The sequence below is a fragment of the Pantoea sp. USHLN256 genome (genome assembly GCF_037149875.1).
In the GTDB taxonomy this organism is placed as follows: domain Bacteria; phylum Pseudomonadota; class Gammaproteobacteria; order Enterobacterales; family Enterobacteriaceae; genus Pantoea; species Pantoea nemavictus.
The window spans coordinates 109977-135367 of record NZ_JBBCQO010000010.1 but is presented as its reverse complement, the minus strand read 5'-3'; the positions used below and the strand labels follow the sequence as shown (position 1 = coordinate 135367).

Sequence of the window (25391 nt, the reverse complement as noted above, 5' to 3'; positions counted from 1 at the left end):
GCATGGTAACGGTCTCAGTCCAGGGCATAGTGAGTCTCCTCTGCTATGCCATTTATAACTGTTACCCATGTGCCCGGTCTAAAGTGTTACCCATGTGCCCGGTTTGTACCTGAATGGCGACCCTACGGCGTAATTTGTAGGGTCGCCGTTCATGGCGACCTGGAAATCAATGCAAACGGCGCGCGTCAATAATATCCGGCACCTGATTGAGACGTGCCAGCACGCGGCCGAGCACCTGCTGGTTATAGATCTCAATATCCATATCGATGGTTGCCAGCTGCTTTTTGGTATCGCTGCGGCTGGAGACGCCAAGCACATTGACCTTCTCGTTAGCCAGAATAGTGGTGATATCACGCAGTAAGCCGCTACGATCGTTGGCGGTGACGCGCACCACCAGCGAGTAACCGCTGGAGTAATCTTCGCCCCACACGGCATCAACGATACGTTCCGGCGCGTGAGAAATCAGCTCAGTTAACTGATCGCAGTCGGCGCGGTGAATAGAGATGCCGCGACCCTGAGTGATAAAGCCCACGATATCGTCGCCCGGAATCGGCTGGCAGCAGCGTGCAATGTGGTGCAACAGATTACCCACGCCTTCCACCACCACACGACCGCTCTCTTTGCGGGATGAAGGTGCATGCGACTTCTGCGTCAGCTGGCGCAGCGCTTCGCGATCCTCCTCTTCGGCGCTCGGTTTATTGAGCTTGCCTTGCAGGAAATTCACCATCTGATTGAGGCGAATATCGCCGCCGCCGATCATCGCCAGCAACTCATCCTGCGAGCTGACGTTATAGCGCGGCAGCAGCAGTTTTTCCGCCTCGCGCATGCTGATATCCATCTGATTCAGCTCGCTTTCGAGGATCTGACGGCCGGCAATAATATTTTTGTCACGATCCTGTTTACGGAACCAGGCGTGAATTTTCGAACGGCCGCGGCTGGTGGTGATATAGCCAAGATTTGGATTGAGCCAGTCGCGACTAGGATTCGGTTGTTTCTGGGTGATCACTTCAATCTGATCGCCCATTTGCAGTTGATAGGTGAACGGCACGATGCGTCCGCTGATCTTGGCGCCAATGCAGCGGTGACCGATATCGCTGTGAATGTGGTAGGCGAAATCGAGCGGCGTTGAACCCGCAGGCAGATCAACCACATCGCCTTTCGGCGTAAATACGTAAACGCGATCGTCAAACACCTGGCTGCGCACCTCTTCCAGCATCTCGCCAGAATCAGCCATCTCTTCCTGCCAGGTAATCAGCTTGCGTAGCCAGGCAATGCGCCCTTCATGCCCCGCTGCGCCGCGCGCGTTGCTGGAGGTTGGGCCCTCTTTGTACTTCCAGTGCGCCGCGACGCCCAGCTCGGCGTCTTCGTGCATTTGCCGCGTACGAATCTGGATTTCAACCGTTTTGCCCTGCGGCCCCAATACCACGGTATGAATCGATTGATAGCCGTTGGGTTTCGGGTTCGCGACGTAGTCGTCAAACTCACTCGGCAGATGTCGATACAGCGTGTGCACCGTACCGAGCGCGCCATAGCAATCCTGCAGACGCTCAGCCACGATACGCACCGCGCGCACGTCAAACAGCTCATCAAACGCCAGCGACTTCTTCTGCATCTTACGCCAGATGCTGTAGATGTGTTTTGGTCGGCCGTACACTTCTGCACGTACGCCCTCTTTCTGCATCTCGGCGCGCAGGTTATCGACGAAGTTCTCGATATAGCTTTCACGATCGATACGACGTTCATGCAGCAATTTAGCGATGCGCTTGTATTCGTCGGGATGCAGATAGCGGAAGCAGTAATCTTCCAGCTCCCATTTGAGCTGGCCGATACCCAAACGGTTGGCTAACGGCGCGTAGATATTGGTGCTCTCTTTCGCCGCCAGTACGCGCTCATCTTCTGGCGCGTCTTTCATTTCGCGCAGATGAGCGATACGTTCGGCAAGCTTGATGACCACACAGCGGAAATCTTCCACCATCGCCAGCAGCATACGGCGAACATTATCCACCTGCTCTGAAGCCATCGAATCGTTGTGGATCGCTTTCAGCTGCCGAATAGCATCCATGTCGCGTACGCCGTGCACCAACATCACAATCTCTTTGCCGAACGCTTTCTCGAGGTCTTCCTCGCTCACCACATCCGCGTTGGCTAACGGGAACAACAGCGCAGCGCGCAGGCTATCGATGTCCATGCTGAGCATGGTGAGAATTTCCACCATCTCAATGCCACGCCACAGCAGCAGAGCTTGATCAGGATGGTTGTGCGTTTCGGCTTCACAGTAGCGCCACGCATCCGCCAGTCGCTGACAGGATTGCGGATTGTTGATACTTAAACTGGCGATCCACTGGTCGAGGGCAAATTCGCCCGCCGTATTTAAATGCGCACTTCTAACCGCAACCATATCCTCTCCTGCCACAGCGATGTGGACATCGCTTATGTTCTGCTAAACAGCACCATGGACTCGAGATGACTGGTATGAGGGAACATATCCAGCATCGCGACCCTTTCCAAATGGTAGCCCGCGGACAGCAATGTCTGGCTGTCACGTGCAAGCGTTGTTGGGTTACAGGAAACATAGACCACGCGTTGCGGCGCAAGTTTAACCACATGCGCCATCACGCCCGCAGCCCCAGCGCGTGCTGGATCCAGTAACACCTTATTAAATCCCTGCGTCGCCCACGGCTGACGCGTAACGTCTTCCTCCAGGTTATGCTGGAAAAAGCGAACATTCTTGAGATTATTCTGCTCAGCATTATACGCTGCCTGTTGCACTAATGCTGCAACACCCTCCACACCTACAGCATTTTGTACGAATTTTCCTACTGGCAAAGTGAAGTTGCCCATGCCGCAGAACAGATCCAGCACACGATCGTCTGGCTGCAAATCCAGCCACTCAATAGCTTTGGCGATCATTTGCTGATTCACGCCATCGTTCACCTGAATAAAATTCTGCGGACTAAAAGTGAGCTGCAAATCAAACGCGCGATAAAACGGCTCACGTGCACTTAACGGCTGCAAACGCTCACTGCCATCAGCCAGCCACATCGACAGTTGCTGCTCATGCGAAAAACGTTCCAGTTTTGCGCGGTCGCCTGCAGATAATGCATCAAGATGACGCAGCACCATCAGCGGGCCATTATCCGCCAGTACCAACTCAACGTGCCCCAAGCGCCTAACCGCCTGCAAATCGCTAAGACATTGGTGCAGCGGTTGCAGTAGCGCTTCAAGTTCGGGCACCAAAACCGGGCATTGCTTCAGCTCCACCAGCTCGTTGCTGCCTGCCTGGCGGAATCCCATCTGCAAACGCTGCTGTTTAGGCTGCCATTGCAAACCTAAGCGCGCACGACGACGATAGCCCCACGCGCTGCCGCTGATGATCTCATCAACCGCCACCGGCAGCGGCGCATCGCGACTTAACATGCGGCTTAAGGCGCGCGCTTTACTCTCTTGCTGCAGTGCCACCGAGGCGTGCTGCTGCTGGCAACCGCCGCACACGCCGAAGTGGATACAGCGCGGTTTTTCCCGCTGTGGGCTGGGATTGAGAATCTTGTTCGCTTTGGCGCGCGCGTACTTGCTTTTATCCTCGAATACCGTCACTTCTGCCTGCTCGCCGGGCAGCGCGCCGCTGACAAACATCGCCTTGCCTTTATGGCGCGCAACACCTTGTCCAAAGGGATCAAGGTCTTCGATGGTGACGGATATGCGAGCCTTCGTCGTCACACGCTGTTTTGCAGAGTAAAATTGCGCCATAGTATTGTGAAATCTCTACTTTATTGGGTGTGCAGCCGCTAACCGAGCTTGCACAGGGATAAAAATGCCAGGAGTCGCCAGGCCACAATTATGACCAAATACAGCCTGCGGGCGCGAATGATGATTTTGATACTGGCGCCAACGCTGATGATTGGTCTGCTGCTCAGTACCTTCTTCGTGGTGCATCGCTACAACGAATTACAGCATCAGGTGCATGACGCAGGTGCAAATATTATCGAACCGCTGGCGGTCTCCAGTGAATACGGCATGACGTGGCATAATCGCGATGCAATTCGCGAGTTAGTCAGTCTGCTGCATCGTCGTCACTCCAATATTGTCCGTGCCATCACCATTTTCGACAACAACAATCACGTCTACGTCACCTCGAATAACAATCAAAATCTGGCGCTGCTGCAAAAAGAGGACATCTCGACATTGGAAGATGGCGTCTCCGTCGAGCGGCAAGGCAATTTGATGATTTTGCGCACGCCGATCATCTCTGAGCGCTACTCGGTAGATGAGTTGCCGGGCGAGGACGCCAAGCCGGCAGGCAATCCGCTAGGTTATGTGGCCATCGAGTTGGATCTGCAATCGGTACGACTGGAGCAGTACAAAGAGGTGTTTGTCGCCACGCTGCTGCTGCTGTTCTGCCTGTGCATCGCCATGCTGTTTGCCTATCGCCTGATGCGCGATGTCACCGGGCCGATTCGCAATATGGTAACCACCGTTGACCGCATTCGCCGTGGTCAGCTCGACAGCCGCGTAGATGGTTACATGCTCGGCGAGCTGAGTATTCTGAAGAACGGCATTAACGCCATGGCGATGTCGCTCACCGCCTATCACGAAGAGATGCAGCAGAACATCGACCAGGCCACTTACGATCTGCGCGAAACGCTGGAACAGCTAGAGATTCAGAACGTTGAGCTGGATCTGGCGAAAAAGCGTGCGCAGGAAGCGGCGCGCATCAAATCAGAGTTTCTCGCCAACATGTCGCATGAGCTGCGCACACCGCTGAATGGCGTCATCGGCTTTACCCGTCAGATGCTGAAAACCGGGCTGAGCACCAACCAGCGCGACTACATGAGCACCATCGAGCGCTCGGCCAATAACCTGCTGAGCATCATCAACGACGTGCTCGACTTTTCGAAACTGGAAGCCGGTAAGCTGGTATTGGAATCCATACCGTTCCCGCTACGCGCCACGCTGGATGAGACGCTGGTGCTGCTGGCGCCCTCCGCCCATGACAAAGGTCTGGAAATTACCGTCTGCCTGGAAAAACAGGTGCCGGATAATGTGATTGGCGATCCGCTGCGCCTGCAGCAGATCATGATCAACCTGATCGGTAACGCGATTAAATTCACCGAGCACGGTCATATCGATCTGCGCGTTGAGGTGCGCAGCCTTAGTGCCACGCGCGTCGAGCTGGAGATTCAGGTGCATGACACCGGCATTGGCATCTCCGAACAGCAGCAGTCGCAGCTGTTCCAGGCGTTCCGGCAAGCTGATGCCAGCATTACGCGGCGTCATGGCGGCACCGGGTTAGGACTAGTGATCACCCAGAAACTGGTGAGCGAAATGGGCGGTGAAATTGCCTTCCATAGCCGTCCTAACCAGGGTTCGACCTTCTGGGTGCATATTCATCTCGATCTCAACCCGAATGCGCCCGCCATTCCGCGCATGCTGGACGATTTGCGCGCCACACCGCTGGCCTATATTGAACCGCATCCGGCAGTGGCCAAAGCGGTGCAGGAGATGCTTAGCATCACGCCATTACAGGTACAGCACTTTACCCGCCTCGAAGAGCTGCCCGATACGCACTTCCCGCTGCTACTGATGGGTTTACCGGTCACCGAACCGCATCCTGCTACGCTGCCGGACGCTCTCATTAAGCGTCTACGTGCTCACGCCGATTCGGTGCTGCTGGCGCTGCCCAGCGACATGATGCTGTTTGCCGACGACCTGCGAGCTCGCGGCATTGCCGGGTGTATCGCCAAGCCGGTTTCACTGACGCGTCTGCTGCCGATGCTGTTGGACCTGCATGACTGGCAACGCGATGCGTTACCGCGCGGTGCCCGTCAGCCGTTAACGGTGATGGCGGTGGATGACAATCCCGCCAACCTGAAACTGATTGGCGCGCTGCTTGAGGAACAGGTGCAGCACATCATTCTGTGCGATAACGCCGAGCAGGCGATTCGCCAGGCGCGCCTGCACAAGCTGGACGTAATTTTGATGGATATTCAGATGCCGGATATAGATGGCATTCGCGCCAGTGAAATTATCCGCAGCCTGCCGCTGCATGCCACCACGCCGATTGTCGCGGTTACCGCACATGCGCTGGACGGCGAACGGGCGCAGTTGATCAACGCGGGCATGAATGACTATCTGGCGAAGCCGATTGATGAGGACAAACTGAGCCAGCTGCTGCAACGCTATGCACCGCATCGATCCGCTGCGCAGCCGCTGCAGCCGGAGGTTGCGCCTTCACTGGATTGGAGCTTAGCGCTGCGCCAGGCCGCGAATAAGGCCGATTTAGCCCGCGACCTGCTGCAAATGCTGCTCGATTTTCTGCCGGAAGTGGAAGAACGCGTTGAGCACGCGATGGCGAGTAATGATGTGGTTGGATTGCGCGAGATTATTCATAAGTTGCACGGCAGCGCCAGCTACAGCGGCGTGCCACGTTTGAAGCAGCTGTGTCAGCAATTAGAGAAGAGTTTGCATCAGGAGAGCGATATTGAGGCGCTGGAGCCGGAGTTGCTGGAGCTGAGCGATGAGATGGCGAACGTCGCGCGTGAAGCGAGGAAGCTGTTAGCGTTGGGTTAATGCGCTGCGGTGATGGACCCGGTCGGCATAAATGCCGCCCCTACGGCGGCATTTGTAGGGGCGCCATTCATGGCGACCAAACTTCTTACAGCGCTTTCCCCGCCTTTATCGTCGCCGCCACATTGCGCGCCGTCAGTCGCACATTCTGCGCCGCATTGGCCAGCGCTTCTTCCAGGGAGCAGATGCTAAACAGCACGCTGAACACCGCATCCAGCCCATGCTGATGCACCACGCCAACATCGGCCGTCAAACTCCCGGCGATGCCAATCACCGGCTTGTGATACTGCTTAGCGACTTTCGCAACGCCGACCGGCACCTTGCCATTGACGCTTTGGCTGTCGATGCGCCCTTCGCCGGTAATCACCAGATCGGCATCTTTCACCTGCTCGGCCAGGCCCAACGCTTCGGTGACAATCTCAATGCCGCTGCGCAACTCGGCCTGACAAAACGCATGCAAAGCCGCGCCCATGCCACCGGCCGCGCCGCCGCCGTCGATATGCAGCACATCAATATCCAAATCGCGATGAATAATCTGCGCATAGTGTTCCAGGGCCTGATCCAGCTGCTGGACCAACGCTGGCGTCGCGCCCTTTTGCGGGCCGAAAATCGCCGACGCTCCTTTTTCACCGGTCAGCGGATTGGAGACATCGCAGGCAACCTCAAAACGGCACTGCTTAATACGGGGATCCAGCTGTGCGATATCAATCCGCGCCAGCTGCGGTAGCGCCCCGCCACCGTAAGCAATTTGCTGCCCCTGATCGTCCAGCAGATGCGCGCCCAGCGCCTGCATCATGCCGGAACCGCCATCATTGGTGGCGCTGCCGCCAATGCCGATGATGACGTGATCGACTCCGCGGTCGAGTGCATCTTTAATCAGCTCGCCGGTGCCAAATGAAGTGGTAATCAGCGGATCGCGCTGCGCGGCGGGCACTAACTCCAGCCCGCTGGCCGCCGCCATTTCAATGAACGCGGTGCGCTCATCACCTGACAAACCGTAGAACGCATCCACTGGCTTACCGAGCGGTCCGGTGGCCGTCAGCCGGACAATGTTTCCCTGCGTTGCCGCCACCATCGCTTCAACCGTGCCTTCACCACCGTCGGCAACCGGTATTTTCACGTAGTCAGCTTCAGGAAAGATCTCGCGGAATCCCGCTTCAATCGCCGAAGCCACTTCCAGGGCAGATAAACTCTCTTTATATGAATCCGGTGCGATGACAATTTTCATAGGCAATCCAGCGCGGTTGATGACGGACATCCGTCCTGCAAAGGCAGTGAGCCGTCCGGCATCCGCAGATGCCGGACGCTTGCACTACCGGGTGATCTCAACTTTCGCTAATTTTTCATAATAGCAGGCCAGCGCGCTATGGTCGGAAGTGCCCTGTCCGTCCACCTTCAGCGCCTGCATCATCTCCATCACCGCGGCGGTCAGCGGCAGATGCGCGCCAATTTCGTGGGAAGTATCCAGCGCATTGGCCAGATCTTTGATATGCAGATCGATACGGAAACCCGGTTTAAAGTTGCGATCCAACACCATCGGCGCTTTGGCATCCAGCACCGTACTGCCTGCCAGGCCGCCACGAATTGCCTGATACACCAGCTCAGGATTCACACCCGCCTTGGTCGCCAGCGACAGCGCTTCCGACATCGCCGCGATATTCAGCGCCACAATCACCTGGTTCGCCAGTTTGGTGACGTTGCCCGCGCCGATATCGCCGGTATGTACCACCGAACCCGCCATCGCTTTCATGATGTCGTAGCACTGATCAAACACCGCTTTATCGCCGCCGACCATCACCGACAAGGTACCCTCAATCGCCTTCGGCTCGCCGCCGCTTACCGGTGCATCGAGCATTTTGATGCCTTTGGCTGCCAGCGCATCGTGCACTTCACGGCTGGCTAACGGCGCGATAGAGCTCATATCGATGACAATCAGGCCTGGCTTTGCGCCCTCAATGATGCCGTTGGCGCCCAGGCAGGCCTCTTTTACCTGCGGCGAGTTCGGCACCATGGTAATTACCACGTCAACCTGCTCAGCCACCTCTTTAGCGCTTTTCGCCACGGTAGCGCCCAGCTCAACTAACTCTGCTTCGTTGCTGGCATTGTGGTCACGCACCACCAGCGAATAACCGGCTTTCACCAGGTTTTTACTCATCGGTTTGCCCATGATACCGAGGCCGATAAATCCAATTTTCATTGCCTTTCCCCTACGTCAGTTATTTTTTGAATTTGTCACACAGCGCCTGCGTGGCATTGCGGAAAACACCCAGATCGCTGCCGACCGCCACAAAGCTGGCGCCCCACTCAAGGTAGCGACGCGCATCGGCTTCAACCGGCGCCAGAATGCCGCTCGGTTTACCCGCGGCTTTCGCGCGTTCAAACACGTGTTTAATCACTTTCAATACTTCGGGATGCGCTGGCTGGCCGAGATAGCCCAGCGCCGCTGACAGATCGCCTGGCCCGACGAAAATGCCATCAACGCCATCTACCGCAGCGATGGCATCAATGTTGTCCACCGCCTGCTGGGTTTCGATCTGCACCAGAACGGTGATGTTGTCGTTGATGGTGCTGTTGTAGTCAGGCAGCGTGCCGTACATGTTGCTGCGATGCGAAACCGAGACACCGCGAATCCCAGCTGGCGGATAACGGGTTGAGGCAACCGCGCGAATCGCCTCCTCCTCGGTTTCCACAAACGGCACCAGGAAGTTGTAGAAGCCGATATCCAGCAGACGTTTGATGATGATCGGTTCGTTGCACGGCGGACGCACTACCGGCGCACTGTGGCTGCCCTTCAGCGCCATCAGCTGCGGCACAAAGGTGGTGATATCGTTCGGCGCGTGTTCGCCATCCAGCACCAGCCAGTCAAAGCCCGCCAGGCCCAGCACTTCGGTGGTCAGTGGATTAGCCAGCGCACACCAACTGCCAATCAGGGTTTCTCCTGCCAGCAAACGGCGACGAAAATTGTTCGGCCAGGCATTGCTCATTGTCTTCACTCCTGTCGGTTACAGCAGGCTCCCGCGCGGGGAGCCGGAAAAGTTAGCGCACCAGGCACGGACGTTTGTTATCAAAGGTCCAGTTCGGTACGAGGAACTGCATGGCCTGCGCATCATCGCGCGCGCCTAAACCGTGTTGCTGATACAGCGCGTTGGCCTGCATCACCTGATCCATATCCAGTTCGACGCCAAGCCCCGGTTTCTGCGGCACTTGCACCATGCCGCCTTTAATCTGGAACGGCTCTTTCGTCAGACGCTGATTGCCTTCCTGCCAAATCCAGTGCGTGTCGATAGCGGTAATCGCACCCGGCGCGGCAGCGGCCACATGCGTGAACATCGCGAGGGAGATATCGAAGTGATTGTTAGAGTGCGAGCCCCATGTCAGGCCGAAGTCATGGCACATCTGCGCCACGCGCACTGAGCCCTGCATCGTCCAGAAGTGTGGATCCGCCAGCGGAATATCGACCGATTGCAACGACAGCGTGTGGCCCATCTGACGCCAGTCGGTAGCAATCATATTGGTGGCGGTCGGCATGCCGGTGGCGCGGCGGAATTCAGCCATCACTTCGCGACCGGAATAGCCCTGCTCAGCACCGCATGGATCTTCCGCATAGGCCAGCACGCCTTTCAGCTGCTTGCCGAGCAGAATCGCTTCGTTCAGTGACCAGGCACCGTTGGGATCGAGCGTTACGCGCGCCTGCGGGAAACGCTTCGCCAGCGCCGTTACCGCTTCAGCCTCTTCGCCACCGCGCAGCACGCCGCCTTTCAGTTTGAAATCGTTAAAGCCATATTTTTCGTAGGCCGCTTCCGCCAGACGCACCACCGTTTCCGGCGTTAACGCCTCTTCATGGCGCAGACGATACCAATCGCATTTGTCATTTTCCTGGCTCTGATACGGCAACGCGGTTTTCTTGCGATCGCCGACGTAGAACAGGTAGCCCAGCATCTCAACGCGATCGCGCTGCTGGCCATCGCCAAGCAGTGATGCAACGTTGACACCTAAATGCTGGCCCAGCAGATCGAGCAGTGCCGCTTCAATGCCGGTTACCACATGAATGGTGGTACGCAGATCAAAGGTTTGATTGCCGCGGCCGCTGGCGTCGCGGTCAGCAAAGGTGCTGCGCACCAGATTGAGGATATTTTTGTATTCGCCAACGGTTTTCTGCACCACCAGCGCCGCCGCATCTTCCAATGTCTGACGAATTTTTTCGCCGCCTGGAATCTCACCCACGCCGGTATGTCCGGCATTGTCTTTAATAATGACGATATTACGGGTGAAAAAGGGCGAATGTGCGCCGCTCAGGTTAAGTAACATGCTGTCGTAACCGGCCACCGGAATGACCTGCAGCGCTGTAATTTTCGGTGTCTGACTCATTTCCTGCTCCTTTGACTTAGCCGCGACCGAAGGCCGGACGCTTGCGGTCGAATGACCAATTGGGAACCAGATACTGCATAGCGGTGGCGTCATTACGCGCGCCAGCTGGCAGCGATTTGTACAAAGCATTGGCCTGATGCAGACGATCCCAATCCAGCTCAACCCCGAGACCTGGCTTATCCGGCACGGCGATTTTGCCGTTGCGGATTTGCAGCGGCTCTTTGGTCAGACGCTGATCGCCTTCCTGCCAAATCCAGTGGGTATCAATGGCGGTCGGTTTGCCGGGCGCAGCCGCACCCACGTGGGTGAACATCGCCAGCGAAATATCGAAGTGGTTGTTGGAGTGGCATCCCCAGGTTAAGCCCCAGTCATCGCACAGCTGCGCCACGCGCACCGCACCGCTCAGCGTCCAGAAGTGTGGATCGGCCAGCGGGATATCGACCGAGTTGAGCATTACCGCGTGGTTCATCTCGCGCCAGTTGGTGGCGATCATATTGGTTGCCACCGGCAAGCCGGTGGCGCGGCGGAATTCAGCCATCACTTCGCGACCGGAGTAGCCTTGCTCGGCACCGCACGGATCTTCGGCGTAGGTCAGCACATCGCCCATGCCCTTACATAAGCGAATCGCTTCGTCGAGCGTCCAGGCACCGTTGGGATCAACGGTGATGCGCGCATCGGGGAAGCGCTTTTTCAACGCCGCCGCCGATTCGATCTCCTGTTCACCGGGCAGCACGCCGCCTTTGAGTTTGAAATCTTTAAAGCCGTATTTGTCCTGTGCTGCTTCCGCCAGACGCACCACGGATTCTGGCGTCAGCGCTTCCTGATGGCGTAAGTGATACCAATCGTGGCTGGCACCTTCGCCGGTCAGATACGGTAAGTCGGTTTTACGGCGATCGCCGAGATAGAACAGATAACCGAGCACCGTCACTTCATCGCGCTGCTGCCCCGGACCGAGCAGTTCCGCCACCGGCACGCCAAGGCATTGACCGAGCAAATCGAGCAGTGCCGCCTCTAGCGCCGCGACGGCATTGACGCGCAGTTCGAAGGTCCAGGCGCCTTTGCCGAAGGTATCGAAATCCGCCGACTGATTGCCTTTGTGCACCTGCTGCACCAGACGGTTCATGCGGGCCACCTGCTGGCCTTTAACCTGCGGAATCGCCTCGACCAGGGTTTGGTAGATGGTTTCGCCGCCCGGCGCTTCCCCCACGCCAGTGTGTCCGGCGCTGTCGGTGAGCACCACGATATTGCGGGTGAAGCAGGCGCTGTGCGCGCCACCGATGTTGAGCAGCATGCTGTCGTAACCGGCAACCGGAATCACCTGCATTTCGGTGATGACCGGCGTACTTTGCGTAGTCATATTCCGTCCTTATGGCCTGGTTTTCAGTTCGACGCGCTTAATATCGCCCGCAATCACCAGGAAGCTAAAGGCGGCGACAAAGGCATGGATACCGACATAAACCAGCGCGCCTTCAAACGATCCGCTGGTGGCGATGATGTAACCGATGGCAATCGGCGTGACGATGCCGGAGAAGTTACCGAACATGTTGAACAGACCGCCGCTCAGGCCGCTGATCTCTTTCGGTGCGGTATCCGCCATTACTGCCCAACCCAGCGCACCAATGCCTTTACCGAAGAACGCCAGCGCCATGAAGAACACCACTACCCATTCGGTGTCGGTGTAGTTACACATCACCATCGATATGGAGAGCAGCATGCCGAGCACAATCGGCGTTTTGCGCGCGATATTCAGCGAGCCGGTTTTACGCATCAGGTAATCGGAAATTACCCCGCCCAACACGCCACCAAGGAAGCCGCACACCGCCGGAATCGAAGCAATAAAGCCGGCTTTCAAAATCGACATGCCGCGCGCCTGCACCAGATAGACCGGGAACCAGGTAATAAAGAAGTAGGTTAAGGCGTTGACACAGTACTGGCCGAGGTAGATGCCCAGCATCATGCGTGAGGTCAGCAGCTGTTTAATCTGGAACCACTTCTCGCTCCAGCTGACTTTGCGATCGTCTTTTTTGGCGTCCATGTTGATCAGCGCACCGCCCTGCTCCATGTACTCCAGTTCGGCTTTGTTCACGCCCGGGTGATCGGTGGGATCGTGGATCACTTTCAGCCAGATAAAGCTGAGGATGATGCCCAATCCCCCCATGAACCAGAACACGTGCGCCCAGCCCACTTCAGAGACCAGCCACCCCATGATCGGCGCGAAGATCACTGTGGCGAAGTATTGCGCCGAGTTGAAGATCGCCACGGCCGTACCGCGCTCCTGCGCTGGGAACCAGGCAGCTACAATGCGGCTGTTGCCGGGGAAGGATGGCGCCTCGGCCAAACCGACCAGGAAACGCAGCATAAACAACGAAACGATGATGCCGAAGCCGCTGAACACGTCGACGAAGCCTTGCAGCAAGGTGAACAGCGACCAGGTAAAGATGCTCCAGAAATAGACGCGTTTGGAGCCAAAGCGGTCAAGCAGCCAACCACCTGGAATCTGACCAATCACGTATGCCCACGAGAAGGCGGAGAAGATATAGCCCAGTCCGACCGAATCGAGGCCGATATCTTTGGACATCGCCGAACCGGCAATCGAAATGGTGGCGCGGTCACCGTAGTTGAATGAGGTGACGATAAATAACATCACCACAATCCAGTAACGGGCATTGGTGCGTTTCTGCACCGCTTCCGCTGTCTGGCTAAAACTATTCATGATGCACTCCTGAAATATAGCGCGAGCTACATTCGCTCTGACTGCATACACATCGCGTTGGGTATCAGAGAGAAGTTGGGTTAAACACGGCGATTTTTATTTTGGCAATACGATGATGCGTCGTGACGAATAACCTAACGTTGAAGAACGAGAATCAGTATAGGAACAGCCTTGAGGCGAAACACTGGAAGAAAGCATGAGGATTAAGGGAGATTGACACTGTTTTTATGGCATTTGCACATAACGCTGCGGGGTGGCTCACGGAACCGTTTTTTGCAGCCGTGTTTTGCCTGGTAAACGTACAGGCCGACTGCACTTTGTGAGTCCCTTCTCTTGTGTTTGGTTAAACGAACCAAATTGCCGACATAAAACCCCTTAAAGCCAGTCATTTGCACAATGCGTTACGCAAATACCCCTGCATATACTGAGGCTGGCAAAATACGATGACGTGATGAACACATTTAAACCGCGCTGCCATGTACAGTGCGACGAACTGGAAGGTGAGCAATGAACCGTCCTCTGACAGAAAAACCGCTCTATATCAAAGTGCACGATGCCGATAACGTGGCGATAGTGGTCAATAATCAGGGATTGCCGTCCGGCACGCGTTTCGACGACGGACTGCAGCTAACCGAACATGTGCCGCAGGGGCATAAAGTTGCACTTCGCGATATCCCGCAAGATGGCGCGATCCTGCGTTACGGTGAAGTGATTGGCTACGCGTTGCGCCCGATTGCGCAAGGCAGCTGGATTGAAGAGTCGCTGGTGGCGCTACCCGAAGCGCCGCCGCTTAACAGTTTGCCGCTGGCAAACAATGTGCCGCCCGCACTGCCAGCGCTGGAGGGTTATACCTTTGAAGGTTATCGCAACGCCGATGGCAGCGTAGGAACACGCAACCTGCTCGGTATTACTACCAGCGTTCATTGCGTGGCTGGCGTAGTGGATTATGTGGTGCAGATCATCGAACGAGATTTGCTGCCGCGTTATCCCAATGTCGATGGCGTGGTGGCGCTGAATCATCTCTATGGCTGCGGGGTAGCGATCAATGCGCCTGCCGCGGTGGTGCCGATTCGTACCATTCATAATCTCGCGCTCAATCCCAATTTTGGCGGCGAAGTGATGATCGTCAGCCTCGGCTGCGAGAAATTACAACCGGAGCGTCTGCTGACCGGCACGCCGGACGTACAGGCCATTTCGCTCGATGATAACGACATTGTGCGACTGCAAGATGAGCGTCTGGTGGGATTCGGTGCGATGGTGGATGAAATCCTGCAGGTCGCCGAACGCCATCTGAAAAAGCTCAATCTACGCCAGCGGGAAACCTGCCCGGCGTCCGATCTGGTGATCGGCACGCAGTGCGGCGGCAGCGATGCCTTCTCGGGTGTGACGGCGAATCCTGCCGTGGGCTTTGCTTCCGATCTGCTGGTGCGCTGCGGCGCAACGGTGATGTTCTCTGAAGTGACTGAAGTGCGTGATGCCATTCATCTGCTGACACCACGTGTGGTGGATGAAGCCGTGGGTAAACGGCTGCTGGAAGAGATGGCGTGGTATGACGATTACCTCAGCCAGGGCCAAACCGATCGCAGCGCGAATCCCTCACCGGGTAATAAAAAAGGTGGGCTGGCAAACGTGGTAGAAAAAGCGCTGGGCTCGATTGCCAAATCGGGACGCAGTCCGATCGTCGAAGTGTTGTCGCCTGGCCAACGTCCAACCCAACGTGGGCTGATTTATGCCGCGACGCCCGCCAGCGATTTTGTGTGCGGTACCCAGCAGATGGCATCGGGCATTACCTTGCAGGTGTTTACTACCGGGCGCGGCACGCCTTACGGTTTGGCAGCGATTCCAGTGATTAAGATGGCAACGCGCAATGCGCTGGCCGAACGCTGGCATGATTTGATGGATATCAATGCCGGAACCATTGCCACGGGCGAAGAGAGCATTGAGCAGGTGGGCTGGAGATTGTTTGAGTTGATTCTGGATATTGCCAGCGGACGCAAGCAGACCTGGTCGGATCGATGGGGAATTCGCAATCAGCTGGCGGTGTTTAATCCTGCGCCGGTGACGTGATTGCCCTCACCCCAGCCCTCTCCCGCAAGCGGGCGAGGGAGCCGTTTCGTGCGTGCAGTCGATTAAGTGCTTCATGCGAGCTGAAGATAAAGTGCTTCGTGTAAGCAGGATGACCTGGCTAAACATTCCCTCTCCCGCTTGCGGGAGAGGGTTAGGGTGAGGGCAAAGCAATTACAGCAACTTACCCCAGCTCTCCACCCACGGCGAAGTCACCGATTCTGGTTCAGGATTTTCCGTCGCATCCACCAGCAACATCTCTCCAACACGCTTGGCGCTTTGATCCTGCAAGGTGACATCGAAGGTTTTACCGGCACCGCAGAAATTGTCATAGCTGCTGTCACCCAGACCAATCACGCCATAGCGCAACTCGGGCTGATAACCGAGATCATCACGTACCGCGACATACAGGCGGGCAATGTTGTCCGGAAAATCACCCTGGCCAGTTGTTGAAGTCACAATCAGCACCACATCTTTGCTGTATGCCTGCCAATCCGCCAGCGACGGATCTTCAAATACCTGTACCTCGTGGCCCTGCTCTTCCAGCACCGTCTGTGCTTCTTCAGCCACCAGCAGCGCATTGCCGTAAACCGTACCTGTAAAAATGCCAATCTTTGCCATCTTGCCGCTCCTTTATTCTGTTGGATTATCCTGGACTGCATCAATGGCAAACTCAACCCTGGGAACATCAGGGATCTGATCCTGCCAGCCAAACTGCTGCAGCATCTGCTGCCAGACGCGATCCAATCCCGCGCGAATCACTAACGGCTCGCCGGTTACCGGATGCGTGAAGCTCAACGCGCTGGCATGCAGCATCAAGCGATTAAGCCCAAAATGCGCCGCCGCGCCGCGATTCTGCCGGAGATCGCCATGCGCGCTATCGCCGATAATCGGATGACGCAAATGCACCATATGGCGGCGCAGCTGGTGTTTGCGGCCGGTGTGCGGCGCCATCTCCACCAACGTATAGCGTGCGGTGTTATAACGACTGATGGCTACCGGCATTTCAACATGTGCCAGCGCCTGATAATCCGTTACCGCCGGTTGTGCCACAGGTTCTTGCGTGGCGAATTTGTCGGCAATCTTGTCCAGCTCTTCCACCAGCGGATAATCGAGCGTTGCGCCGCCTTCCAGCCAGCCACGCAGCACCGCGTGATAGGTTTTCTGCATCTGGTGTTGCTCAAACTGCTGTGCCAGCAAATGCGCGACTTCGCTCGATAATCCCATCAGCAGCACGCCAGAGGTTGGACGATCGAGACGATGCACGGTGAAAACGTGCTGGCCAATCTGGTCGCGCACCGTTTGCATCACCACCACTTTCTCGTTGCGATCGAGCCAACTGCGATGCACCAGCCAACCGGCCGGTTTATTCACGGCGACCAGCCATTCATCTTGATAGAGGATTTCGAGCATCAGGCGGAGGGTTCCTGGAAGAGCGCATCAAAGTGGTTGATTGTCAGCAATAACGCCGCATAACCCGGCGTGTCGGCTGGCAATGCCACTTCATAATAGGGTGCGATAGCGAAATTTTGCGGTAACGGCGCACCGCTCTCAAGCAGCGCGTAAAAACGTGGCATCAAAACCCATTGCAGCCATTGCAACGGCTCCATGGTATCAAGACAGAAAGGTTCGGTGCTGGCGAAGGCGCTCGCCTCAGGCGCTTGTGCCTGCCAATGGTCGTGTTCGCGCATTACCGCCTCGACCTGCTGCAGACGCTGAATAATCATTTGCGACGACATGCGCCACCTCCAGAGCAAAAATGGGCGGCAAGCATATCATCAGTCACGCCTTGCGCAAAAAAGCATAAAAAAAGGGAGCACTGTGATTACAGTGCTCCCGGTTTTCGTTCGCAGCATTCCCGCCACAGCTGTGCTCCCTGCTCATCCATGACAACTGTTCCTGCGCTTTCCATCGCTTGTCATCGTGACATTAATCCTTAGCGTCCTGGCCCGCCACATTCCGCGTGGCTCTCATTCTCCATCCTGGAGGTGTCCCTTAACTCAATCCTGAGTGTCCTGCTTCTTCCTGAAGCCTTCCGTGTGCCGTAAATTCCGTTACGTTCCCGCCTCGTGGCTGATGTTCTCCTGAACATCTCTTAATCCCCAGCATCCTGCCAGTGGTGACTATTCTCTCAGAAACCATCGCAATAACAAGCCAGTAAGAAGCATTAATGGATTAAGCCTGGTCTTAATTTTCAGAATGATGCCATAAGTTCATGATTCACAATATTTTTACATTAGCGACGTGCAGATGCCTGCGAAATGATCTGGCGATCTCTCACACATCGCGTGAGAGATCTCTCACAGAGCACAGGCGAAAAATCTGCAACTCAGCCACTAACCGGTTGTAAAGCATTGAGAAATGTCTTAACGGAAGTGGCCAGTACTTCACGCTTTTTAGTACCGGGCTCCTCAATAATTACTTCGCCGGTAAGATTACATAGCGCAACGACCTCATTATCAGAGTCGGTCGTTGCTATAAATAAGGTCGGAGCTTGTCTTAAGCGGCGCTTCATCACCAGATGACCAATCAGGTTCTCCTGCAGGCGGGTAAAATCGGCTTCACTCCAGACCTGCAGCAAGCAAAGTGGTCGCTGCTCAAAGGTTGCCATCATGTCGCCAGCAAATTGCGCGGTGTAAAAGGCGGTGATTTCGGGCTGCAGCTGAATATCCAGCGCGCGCTCCACTGCCTCAAGCGTGGCGGGCAATGTAAACGGCTGCGGCTGCCATAATACACGGTCATCCAGGGTGCTAATAATGCAGTCTGATGGTACGCCAAGCAGATCGGCGCTGGTCGGAAAATGTCCGGTTTGCTGCTGCCAATGTTGAACATAGCGGGCGGTAAACTCGCGCAGAGCCTCTGCGGTTTGCTGCATCATTCATATTCTCGTCGGTGATGGGTTACACTTAGCCACTTTGATGAAATTCAGTGGTAACCGTTATGTCTTCTGAAAACCGGGACCAGGCATTAAGCGGCCTGACCTTAGGTAAGCCCACGGCTTATGTCGATCGCTACGATAGCACGCTGTTGCAATCGGTGCCGCGCAGCCTGAACCGTGAGCCGCTTGGGCTCTATCCAGACAATCTGCCCTTTTCCGGCGCTGATATCTGGACGTTGTACGAACTTTCCTGGCTCAACAGCAAAGGCGTACCGCAGGTAGCCGTTGGTGAAGTGGTACTTCGCGCCGACAGCCAAAACCTTATCGAGTCAAAGAGCTTTAAGCTTTATCTTAACAGTTTTAATCAGACCGTTTTCGCCGACTGGGGCGAAGTGCGCCAGACGCTGGAGCGCGACCTCAGCGCCTGCGCCAATGGCCACGTCACCGTGGCGCTGTTCCGTCTCAGCGAAGTCGAAGGACAGCCGATCGGTCACTTCAGCGGTGAAGTGATTGATGAACAGGATATTGAGATTCACGATTACGCCTTCAATGCGGATTACCTGGCGCAGGCTGCGGGTCGTGAGATGGTTGAGGAAACGCTGGTCAGCCATTTGCTGAAATCCAACTGTTTAATCACCAATCAACCCGACTGGGGTTCAGTGATGATTCGCTATAAAGGCCCGCGTATCGATCGTGAAGCGTTACTGCGATACCTGATCTCTTTCCGCCAGCACAATGAGTTTCACGAGCAGTGCGTTGAACGCATTTTCAACGACGTTCAGCGCTTTTGTCAGCCAGAGTCGCTAACGGTCTACGCGCGCTATACCCGCCGTGGCGGTCTTGATATCAACCCATGGCGTAGCAACGTGCCCTTCTCGCCGGGATATTCCCGCCTGGTGCGCCAGTAACAGATTGCGAGACGCCTCGCAGGCCGCTGCATGGATGCGCGGTTCCTCTTGAGCATCCACGGCGGACAACGTTACTCTGTTGAAGGCGCGATCGTCACAGCATGCGCGACCAGGGATTTTCGTCTCTGCGCTCAATACGTTAAGCGCAGCGTCATCAGTCACGCATTTGCGTGTAAAGGAGTTCTCTTGATTACACATATCAGCCCGCTTGGCTCGATGGATTTGCTCTCCCAATTAGAAGTCGACATGCTGAAGCGCACGGCCAGCAGCGACCTTTATCAGCTGTTTCGTAACTGTTCGCTGGCGGTGCTCAATTCCGGTAGCCAGACCGACAGCAGTCATGAACTGCTTTCGCGCTTCGAAAATTTTGATATCAACGTGTTACGCCGTGAGCGCGGCGTAAAGCTGGAGCTCATCAACCCGCCGGAAGAAGCCTTTGTTGACGGCCGCATTATCCGCTCGCTGCAGGCCAACTTGTTTGCGGTGCTGCGCGATATTCTGTTTGTGAATGGCCATCTTTCAGCGATTGAACGTTTCCAGCCTGAAGATACCGAAGACTCCGCGCACATCACCAACCAGGTTTTTTCGATACTGCGCAACGCGCGCGCACTTCATATTGGCGAGTACCCGAATACCGTGGTGTGCTGGGGCGGCCACTCAATTAATACGGTGGAATATCAATATTGCCGTAACGTCGGCACCCAAATGGGCCTGCGTGAACTCAACATCTGTACCGGCTGCGGGCCAGGTGTGATGGAAGCGCCAATGAAAGGTGCTGCTGTTGGTCATGCGCAGCAGCGCTATCACGACAGCCGTTTTATCGGCCTGACTGAACCGTCGATCATCGCCGCGGAGCCACCGAATCCGCTGGTTAATGAGCTGATCATCATGCCGGATATCGAAAAACGTCTCGAAGCTTTTGTGCGTATGGCTCACGGTATTGTGATCTTCCCTGGCGGCGTCGGCACGGCAGAAGAGTTCTTGTATTTGCTGGGTATTCTGATGAACCCGCACAACAGTGAGCAGGTTTTGCCCCTGATTCTGACCGGCCCCAAAGAGAGCGCCGATTACTTCCGTGTGCTGGATGATTTTATTGTTAACACGTTGGGCGAAGCAGCACGTAAGCACTACAAAATCATCATTGATGACGCCGCTGAAGTCGCGCGTCTGATGAAAAAAGCCATGCCGCAGGTGAAGGAATATCGTCGCGAAACCGGCGATGCGTATAGCTTCAACTGGTCGATTCGTATTGCACCGGAATTACAGGTTCCCTTCCTGCCCACGCACGAGAATATGGCTAACCTGAAGTTGTTCCCGGATCAGCCCGCCGAACTGTTGGCGGCCGATCTGCGTCGCGCCTTCTCTGGCATTGTGGCCGGAAACGTTAAGGAGATTGGGATTCGTGAAATTCGCGAAAAAGGCCCGTATAAACTGCATGGCGACGCCAATCTGATGCACCGTATGGACGAACTGCTGCAGGGCTTTGTTGCGCAGCAGCGTATGAAGCTGCCGGGCAGCGCTTACACGCCCTGCTACGAAATCATCAAATAACTCATCAGGAAGGCAGCCTGCGGGCTGCCGCTATCGCTATGTCGTTTCATCTTCTTATCATTGATGCGCTTAACCTGATCCGCCGCCTGCACGCCGTTCAGGGCTCGCCGTGCCGTGACAGCTGCGTTGCCGCCTTGCATCAGTTATTAGGCCATACTCAGCCCACGCACGTGGTGGCAGTTTTTGATAGCCATGAACGTCAGCCGGGTTGGCGCCATCAACTCCTGCCAGATTACAAAGCCGGTCGCCCGCCGATGCCGGAAGATTTACAGCGGGAGATGCCGGCACTGCAGGCTGCATTTCACGCTGCGGGCGTCAGCTGCTGGGTAGCGGATTTAGACGAAGCCGACGATCTTGCTGCCACGCTGGCAGTAAAAATGGCGGATGCCGGTCATCAGGCAACGATTGTGTCCACTGATAAAGGCTATTGCCAGTTGCTGGCACCGAATATTCGCATTCGCGACTATTTCCAGAAACGCTGGCTGGATGTGCCCTTTATCGAACAGGAGTTCGGCGTCTCGCCTGCACAGTTACCCGATTACTGGGGATTATGTGGTATCAGCAGCAGTAAAATCCCCGGCGTGCCAGGCATTGGACCCAAAAGCGCCCGTGAATTGCTAATGCAGTTTGGCTCACTTGACGCGATCTACCAGCAATGGGATCACGTGCCGAGTAAGTGGCAGGGAAAATTGCAGGAACAGCGGGAAATGGCAGAAATTTGTCGTAAAGTCTCGACGTTAAAACGAGATTTAGTGTTGCAGGGCAATCTTAACACGCTGAGATATAACGCTAAATAGCGGTCGCCATTAATGGCGACCTTACAACGGTTTTGAACCGTTTATAAGATATGCATAAAAACAATGCGGCCTGTTCAAACATATCCGCCAAAATAATTTGCACTACAGCAAGGCGGCAAGCGCGCGAGTCCCCGGGAGCATACATCAGTATGTGACCGGGGCGAGCAACGCAGCCGTAGTGCAAAGTCTGACGGCGGCAGGCATCCGCCAAAATAATTTGTGCTACAGCAAGGCGGCAAGCAAACGAATCCCCGGGAGCTTACACAAGTAAGTGACCGGGGTGAGTGCGCGCAGCCAACGCCGCTGTAGCGCAAAGTATGACGGCGGATTAGCGCTCGTCGCGACGGCCGCCTACAGCCGCCCAGAGCCGTCGTACGTGAACGGTGACTTCTTCACGGTCGTGATACAACTGGCGCGCCTGAATTTGCGCATTAATGCCCTGCGCTTTCAGTGCATCGTCAATCATTTTCAGGTTCTGCGTGACCTCTTCATAGCGCTTCTTCATTGGCAACTTGAGGTTGAAGATGGCTTCGCGGCACCAGCCATTCACCAGCCATTCAGACATCAGGCTCGCTACGCGCACCGGTTTTTCTACCATGTCGCACACCAGCCAGCTGATGTTGGTGCGCGGCGGACGGAATTTAAATCCATCTTCACGGCAGTGCGTGACTTGCCCAGTGTCCATCAGACTTGGCGCCATCGGGCCGTTATCCACCGCAAACACCCACATGCTGCGTTTCACCAGTTGATACGTCCAACCGCCCGGACAAGCGCCGAGATCGACGGCGTACATGCCGCTGGCCAAGCGCTCATCCCACTCATCGGCAGGCACAAACACGTGAAACGCCTCTTCAAGTTTAAGCGTGGAACGGCTCGGCGCATCAGAAGGAAACTTCAGGCGCGGAATCCCCATATAGAACGGCGAGTTGTTTTCCGGCAGCGAATAGCCAACATAGCAGGTGCCTGGCGCAATAAAGAAGACATGCACTACAGGACGCTTGGGCGTTTCGTAATTCAGCAGGATTTTGCTTTCACGTAGGCTGGCACGCAGCGGCACGGTTAATTTGCGACAGAACTTGGTGAGCTCTTTCGCTTCGTTGGTGTCCGGCACTTCAACCCGCAGTTCGCCGCCCTTTTCCACTACACCGGTCAGCATGCCGACAATCGGAGTGATGCGATCTTCCTGCGGCAAATCGCGCAGCAGTTCACCGACTACCAGCATCTGGCGTGCAAAAATAAGCTCGGCAAACGGCAGCGTTTGGATCAGCTTCTCTGCATCTTCCTGCTGATAGCATTCATACAGCACGTAACCCGAGTCATCTTTTACGCGTGGAAAGCCGTAAATCTCACGCTCAGCGGCTTTGGCACTGATTTCCGCCGCGCACTCTTTCTCAAATCCCGGACGGCAATAGAGTAAAACTTTATTCATGGCGATCTGCCTTTCGTTTCAGACGCAGTGCGCCAATCAACATCAAGAACCAGCCAATAAGGAAGCACAAGCCGCCCACTGGCGTAACAAAAACCCAAAACTTCATGTGCGACAGCGCCAGACAATACAGGCTGCCACTGAACAACACGGTACCGAGCGCCATCGCAGCGCTACTCCAGTAAAACCAGATATTGGCGCGGCGCAGCATGGCGGCACCCAGGCCGATCACCGCCAGCGTGTGATACGCCTGATATTCGAGGCCGGTGTGCACCCACGCCATTTCAGCTGGGCCGAGTGATTTGCTCAGCACATGCGCCCCGAAAGCACCAAACGCCACCAGCAGAAATCCACTAATGGCGGCAAAAACGAACATGGCACGACTGGACATCAAAAGAATCCTCAAGGTAATGCGCACATCACTGTGCAGCCATTAACGCATTAGTGATCGTAGCGAAAACGGAATTTTTCTTGTTCATTGGCCGCTTTTTCCAGGATCCACTGGCGAAAGGCGGCTATTTTACCCAGTTCTGCCTGACTGTCATGACAAACCAGATAAAAAGCATTTTTACTGACTAAGACGTCATTAAAAGGACACACCAGACGCCCGGCTTCGATTTCACTCTGCGCCATCACATTATTGGCCAGCGCCACGCCCTGACCATGAATCGCCGCCTGCAACACCATCGCGCTGTGGCTGAAAATCGGTCCCTGCTGCACATTGATATGCTGCAAACCGAGCTGACGAATATAGGATTGCCAGTCGCGGCGCGACGCATCATGCAGCAGTGTACAGTGCGCTAAATCGGCAGGCGATTTGAGCGGATGATCGCCCGTAAGCAGCATCGGTGAGCAGACCGGCAGTAAATATTCCGCGTACAACTTTTCCACGCGCAGGCCCGGCCAATTACCGCGACCGTAGAAAATCGCCACGTCGACATCGTCGGCCAATTTCTCTTCATCACGGTCTACCGCCTGAATACGCACGTCGATGCCCGGATAAGCCATATTAAAGCTGGAAAGACGTGGAACCAGCCACTGAATCGCAAAACTCGGCAGCAAACTGACGGTTAACGCACCTTTAGCGCTGCGCGCCTGTAGCTTGCGCGTCGCATCATTGATGGCGGAGAAAATCTCCTTGATATCTAAATAGTAGCTTTGACCTTCTTCCGTCAGTAAAAGCGAACGATTCCTCCGGCGAAACAGCTTTAAACCAAGGAAATCTTCCAGAGATTTTATCTGATGGCTGACAGCAGCCTGGGTAACAAACAGCTCTTCAGCGGCTTTGGTGAAGCTTAAATGACGGGCAGCAGCATCGAAGACGCGTAAAGCATTTAGCGGCGGAAGGCGTTTTGACATGGTTTTCCGTATCCGGATTGACAAGGTAATACTTCAACTTATACAAAGTCGCTACGTATTAGTTTTTTTAATCCGAGACATTATAATTTGTCCGTTGAGGAAGCTCCAGCAAATACCTATAGTTGCCGCACTTCCTGAGCCGGAACGAAAAGATTTCTAGAAACGTGCGAGAGATCGCAGACTTTTGGAGAGCTTTTGGCTTGTGGTCGTGATGTTGTGTTTGCATTTTGATCTGACGCTTGCAGATCAAGCTTTTAATTCCTGTAGATTTACCCTGTCTGTCCATAGTGATTTTAAATGGCACCGCTCATTGCGGTGCTTTTTTTTATGCCACACATCCTTGTGCGTCCCCTTCCGAGCTGTCGCTGCAACGACGCGACAAAACTAATCCCGGAAATCGTTATTCAGTTACTGCCCCATCTCTACCATCTCTTTGACGTCAGAGCGGTTAATTTGCTGCTTGTTGCCATTGGCATCCTGATAGCTGATCATACCGGTTTCGTCATCAACTTTAGGTTTGCCATCCGCAACAATGGTGCGACCATCGTTAGTGTGCATCACGTAATTGCTTGAACATGCGGCCAGGGTAAAGGCCATGGTGCACACGGCCAGCACTGCGGTGAGTTTATTCATCTTCTATCTCCTTGCAGATTGATTGCATTAAACCACCCGCAGGCGCGACTAAAGATAGCGCCAGTAGAATCGACCAGGAATCGCGATTCGTTATGCGGGTTTCGGTTCAAACCTTGCATTAATTAGCATA

The 25391-nt window shown here is 55.3% G+C and carries 21 protein-coding genes; 5 read left to right on the top strand and 16 right to left on the bottom strand.

Annotated features, from left to right (window positions below):
• Positions 1-166: 166 nt before the first annotated feature.
• The gene (relA, locus tag WFL93_RS20220) at positions 167-2398 is read right to left on the bottom strand and encodes a GTP diphosphokinase (protein ID WP_007891725.1); all 2232 of its coding nucleotides are present in this window, start codon (positions 2396-2398) and stop codon (positions 167-169) included.
• Positions 2399-2430: 32 nt separating this feature from the next.
• Positions 2431-3747: a 23S rRNA (uracil(1939)-C(5))-methyltransferase RlmD gene (gene rlmD / locus WFL93_RS20215; RefSeq protein WP_336778902.1), complete on the bottom strand. Its 1317-nt coding sequence runs from the start codon at positions 3745-3747 to the stop codon at positions 2431-2433.
• Between the two features lie 90 nt (positions 3748-3837).
• Here rlmD and barA point away from each other — a divergent pair, with 90 nt between their 5' ends.
• On the top strand, positions 3838-6567 hold the full coding sequence (barA, locus tag WFL93_RS20210) for a two-component sensor histidine kinase BarA (RefSeq protein ID WP_336778901.1): 2730 nt from the start codon (positions 3838-3840) through the stop codon (positions 6565-6567).
• Positions 6568-6652: 85 nt separating this feature from the next.
• On the opposite strand, the gene WFL93_RS20205 is transcribed toward barA, so the two are convergent.
• The 6 genes from WFL93_RS20205 to WFL93_RS20180 all read right to left on the bottom strand — a co-directional run bounded on the left by WFL93_RS20205 (position 6653) and on the right by WFL93_RS20180 (position 13645).
• Positions 6653-7792 carry a glycerate kinase gene (locus tag WFL93_RS20205; RefSeq protein ID WP_180822369.1) on the bottom strand — a complete coding sequence of 380 codons (1140 nt, stop codon included), beginning with the start codon at positions 7790-7792 and terminating at the stop codon, positions 6653-6655.
• 84 nt (positions 7793-7876) lie between these two features.
• A complete protein-coding gene (garR, locus tag WFL93_RS20200) occupies positions 7877-8761 on the bottom strand; it encodes a 2-hydroxy-3-oxopropionate reductase (RefSeq protein WP_007891730.1) in 885 nt (294 codons plus the stop codon).
• A 19-nt stretch (positions 8762-8780) separates the two neighbouring features.
• A complete protein-coding gene (gene garL, locus WFL93_RS20195) occupies positions 8781-9548 on the bottom strand; it encodes a 2-dehydro-3-deoxyglucarate aldolase (RefSeq protein WP_007891731.1) in 768 nt (255 codons plus the stop codon).
• 52 nt (positions 9549-9600) lie between these two features.
• Complete coding sequence (gene gudD, locus WFL93_RS20190; protein ID WP_007891732.1) at positions 9601-10932, bottom strand: glucarate dehydratase; 1332 nt, start codon at positions 10930-10932, stop codon at positions 9601-9603.
• 16 nt (positions 10933-10948) lie between these two features.
• Entirely contained in the window at positions 10949-12289 is a 1341-nt protein-coding gene (locus WFL93_RS20185; RefSeq protein WP_049852646.1) for an enolase C-terminal domain-like protein, read from the bottom strand.
• A 9-nt stretch (positions 12290-12298) separates the two neighbouring features.
• The gene (locus WFL93_RS20180; RefSeq protein WP_007891734.1) at positions 12299-13645 is read right to left on the bottom strand and encodes an MFS transporter; all 1347 of its coding nucleotides are present in this window, start codon (positions 13643-13645) and stop codon (positions 12299-12301) included.
• A 507-nt stretch (positions 13646-14152) separates the two neighbouring features.
• Between WFL93_RS20180 and garD the strand changes: the two genes are divergently transcribed.
• Positions 14153-15712 carry a galactarate dehydratase gene (gene garD, locus WFL93_RS20175; protein ID WP_336778900.1) on the top strand — a complete coding sequence of 520 codons (1560 nt, stop codon included), beginning with the start codon at positions 14153-14155 and terminating at the stop codon, positions 15710-15712.
• Between the two features lie 171 nt (positions 15713-15883).
• Here the strand turns inward: garD and WFL93_RS20170 are convergent, their stop codons facing one another.
• The 4 genes from WFL93_RS20170 to syd form a co-directional block, all read right to left on the bottom strand.
• Complete coding sequence (locus WFL93_RS20170) at positions 15884-16330, bottom strand: flavodoxin (RefSeq protein ID WP_336778899.1); 447 nt, start codon at positions 16328-16330, stop codon at positions 15884-15886.
• Between the two features lie 12 nt (positions 16331-16342).
• Positions 16343-17122: a tRNA pseudouridine(65) synthase TruC gene (gene truC, locus WFL93_RS20165; RefSeq protein WP_007891737.1), complete on the bottom strand. Its 780-nt coding sequence runs from the start codon at positions 17120-17122 to the stop codon at positions 16343-16345.
• Positions 17122-17448, bottom strand: a complete 327-nt coding sequence (locus tag WFL93_RS20160; protein ID WP_049852643.1) for a YqcC family protein — start codon at positions 17446-17448, stop codon at positions 17122-17124. Before WFL93_RS20160 ends, truC begins: the two co-directional genes overlap by 1 nt.
• Before the next feature lie 590 nt (positions 17449-18038).
• Complete coding sequence (syd, locus tag WFL93_RS20155; protein ID WP_336778898.1) at positions 18039-18587, bottom strand: SecY-interacting protein; 549 nt, start codon at positions 18585-18587, stop codon at positions 18039-18041.
• Positions 18588-18649: 62 nt separating this feature from the next.
• On the opposite strand from syd, the gene queF reads away from it, so the two are divergent.
• The 3 genes from queF (at position 18650) to xni (ending at position 21843) form a co-directional block, all read left to right on the top strand.
• Positions 18650-19495: an NADPH-dependent 7-cyano-7-deazaguanine reductase QueF gene (gene queF / locus WFL93_RS20150; protein WP_007891740.1), complete on the top strand. Its 846-nt coding sequence runs from the start codon at positions 18650-18652 to the stop codon at positions 19493-19495.
• Between the two features lie 186 nt (positions 19496-19681).
• Complete coding sequence (gene ppnN / locus WFL93_RS20145) at positions 19682-21046, top strand: nucleotide 5'-monophosphate nucleosidase PpnN (protein ID WP_336778897.1); 1365 nt, start codon at positions 19682-19684, stop codon at positions 21044-21046.
• Between the two features lie 38 nt (positions 21047-21084).
• Complete coding sequence (gene xni / locus WFL93_RS20140) at positions 21085-21843, top strand: flap endonuclease Xni (RefSeq protein WP_336778896.1); 759 nt, start codon at positions 21085-21087, stop codon at positions 21841-21843.
• 328 nt (positions 21844-22171) lie between these two features.
• Here the strand turns inward: xni and rlmM are convergent, their stop codons facing one another.
• From rlmM to WFL93_RS20120, 4 genes are all read right to left on the bottom strand, one after another.
• On the bottom strand, positions 22172-23272 hold the full coding sequence (rlmM, locus tag WFL93_RS20135) for a 23S rRNA (cytidine(2498)-2'-O)-methyltransferase RlmM (RefSeq protein WP_336778895.1): 1101 nt from the start codon (positions 23270-23272) through the stop codon (positions 22172-22174).
• Positions 23265-23660: a DUF423 domain-containing protein gene (locus WFL93_RS20130; protein ID WP_007891744.1), complete on the bottom strand. Its 396-nt coding sequence runs from the start codon at positions 23658-23660 to the stop codon at positions 23265-23267. Before WFL93_RS20130 ends, rlmM begins: the two co-directional genes overlap by 8 nt.
• 50 nt (positions 23661-23710) lie before the next feature.
• A complete protein-coding gene (locus WFL93_RS20125; protein WP_007891745.1) occupies positions 23711-24628 on the bottom strand; it encodes a transcriptional regulator GcvA in 918 nt (305 codons plus the stop codon).
• A gap of 408 nt (positions 24629-25036) precedes the next feature.
• On the bottom strand, positions 25037-25261 hold the full coding sequence (locus tag WFL93_RS20120) for a YgdI/YgdR family lipoprotein (protein ID WP_007891746.1): 225 nt from the start codon (positions 25259-25261) through the stop codon (positions 25037-25039).
• Positions 25262-25391 lie beyond the last annotated feature (130 nt).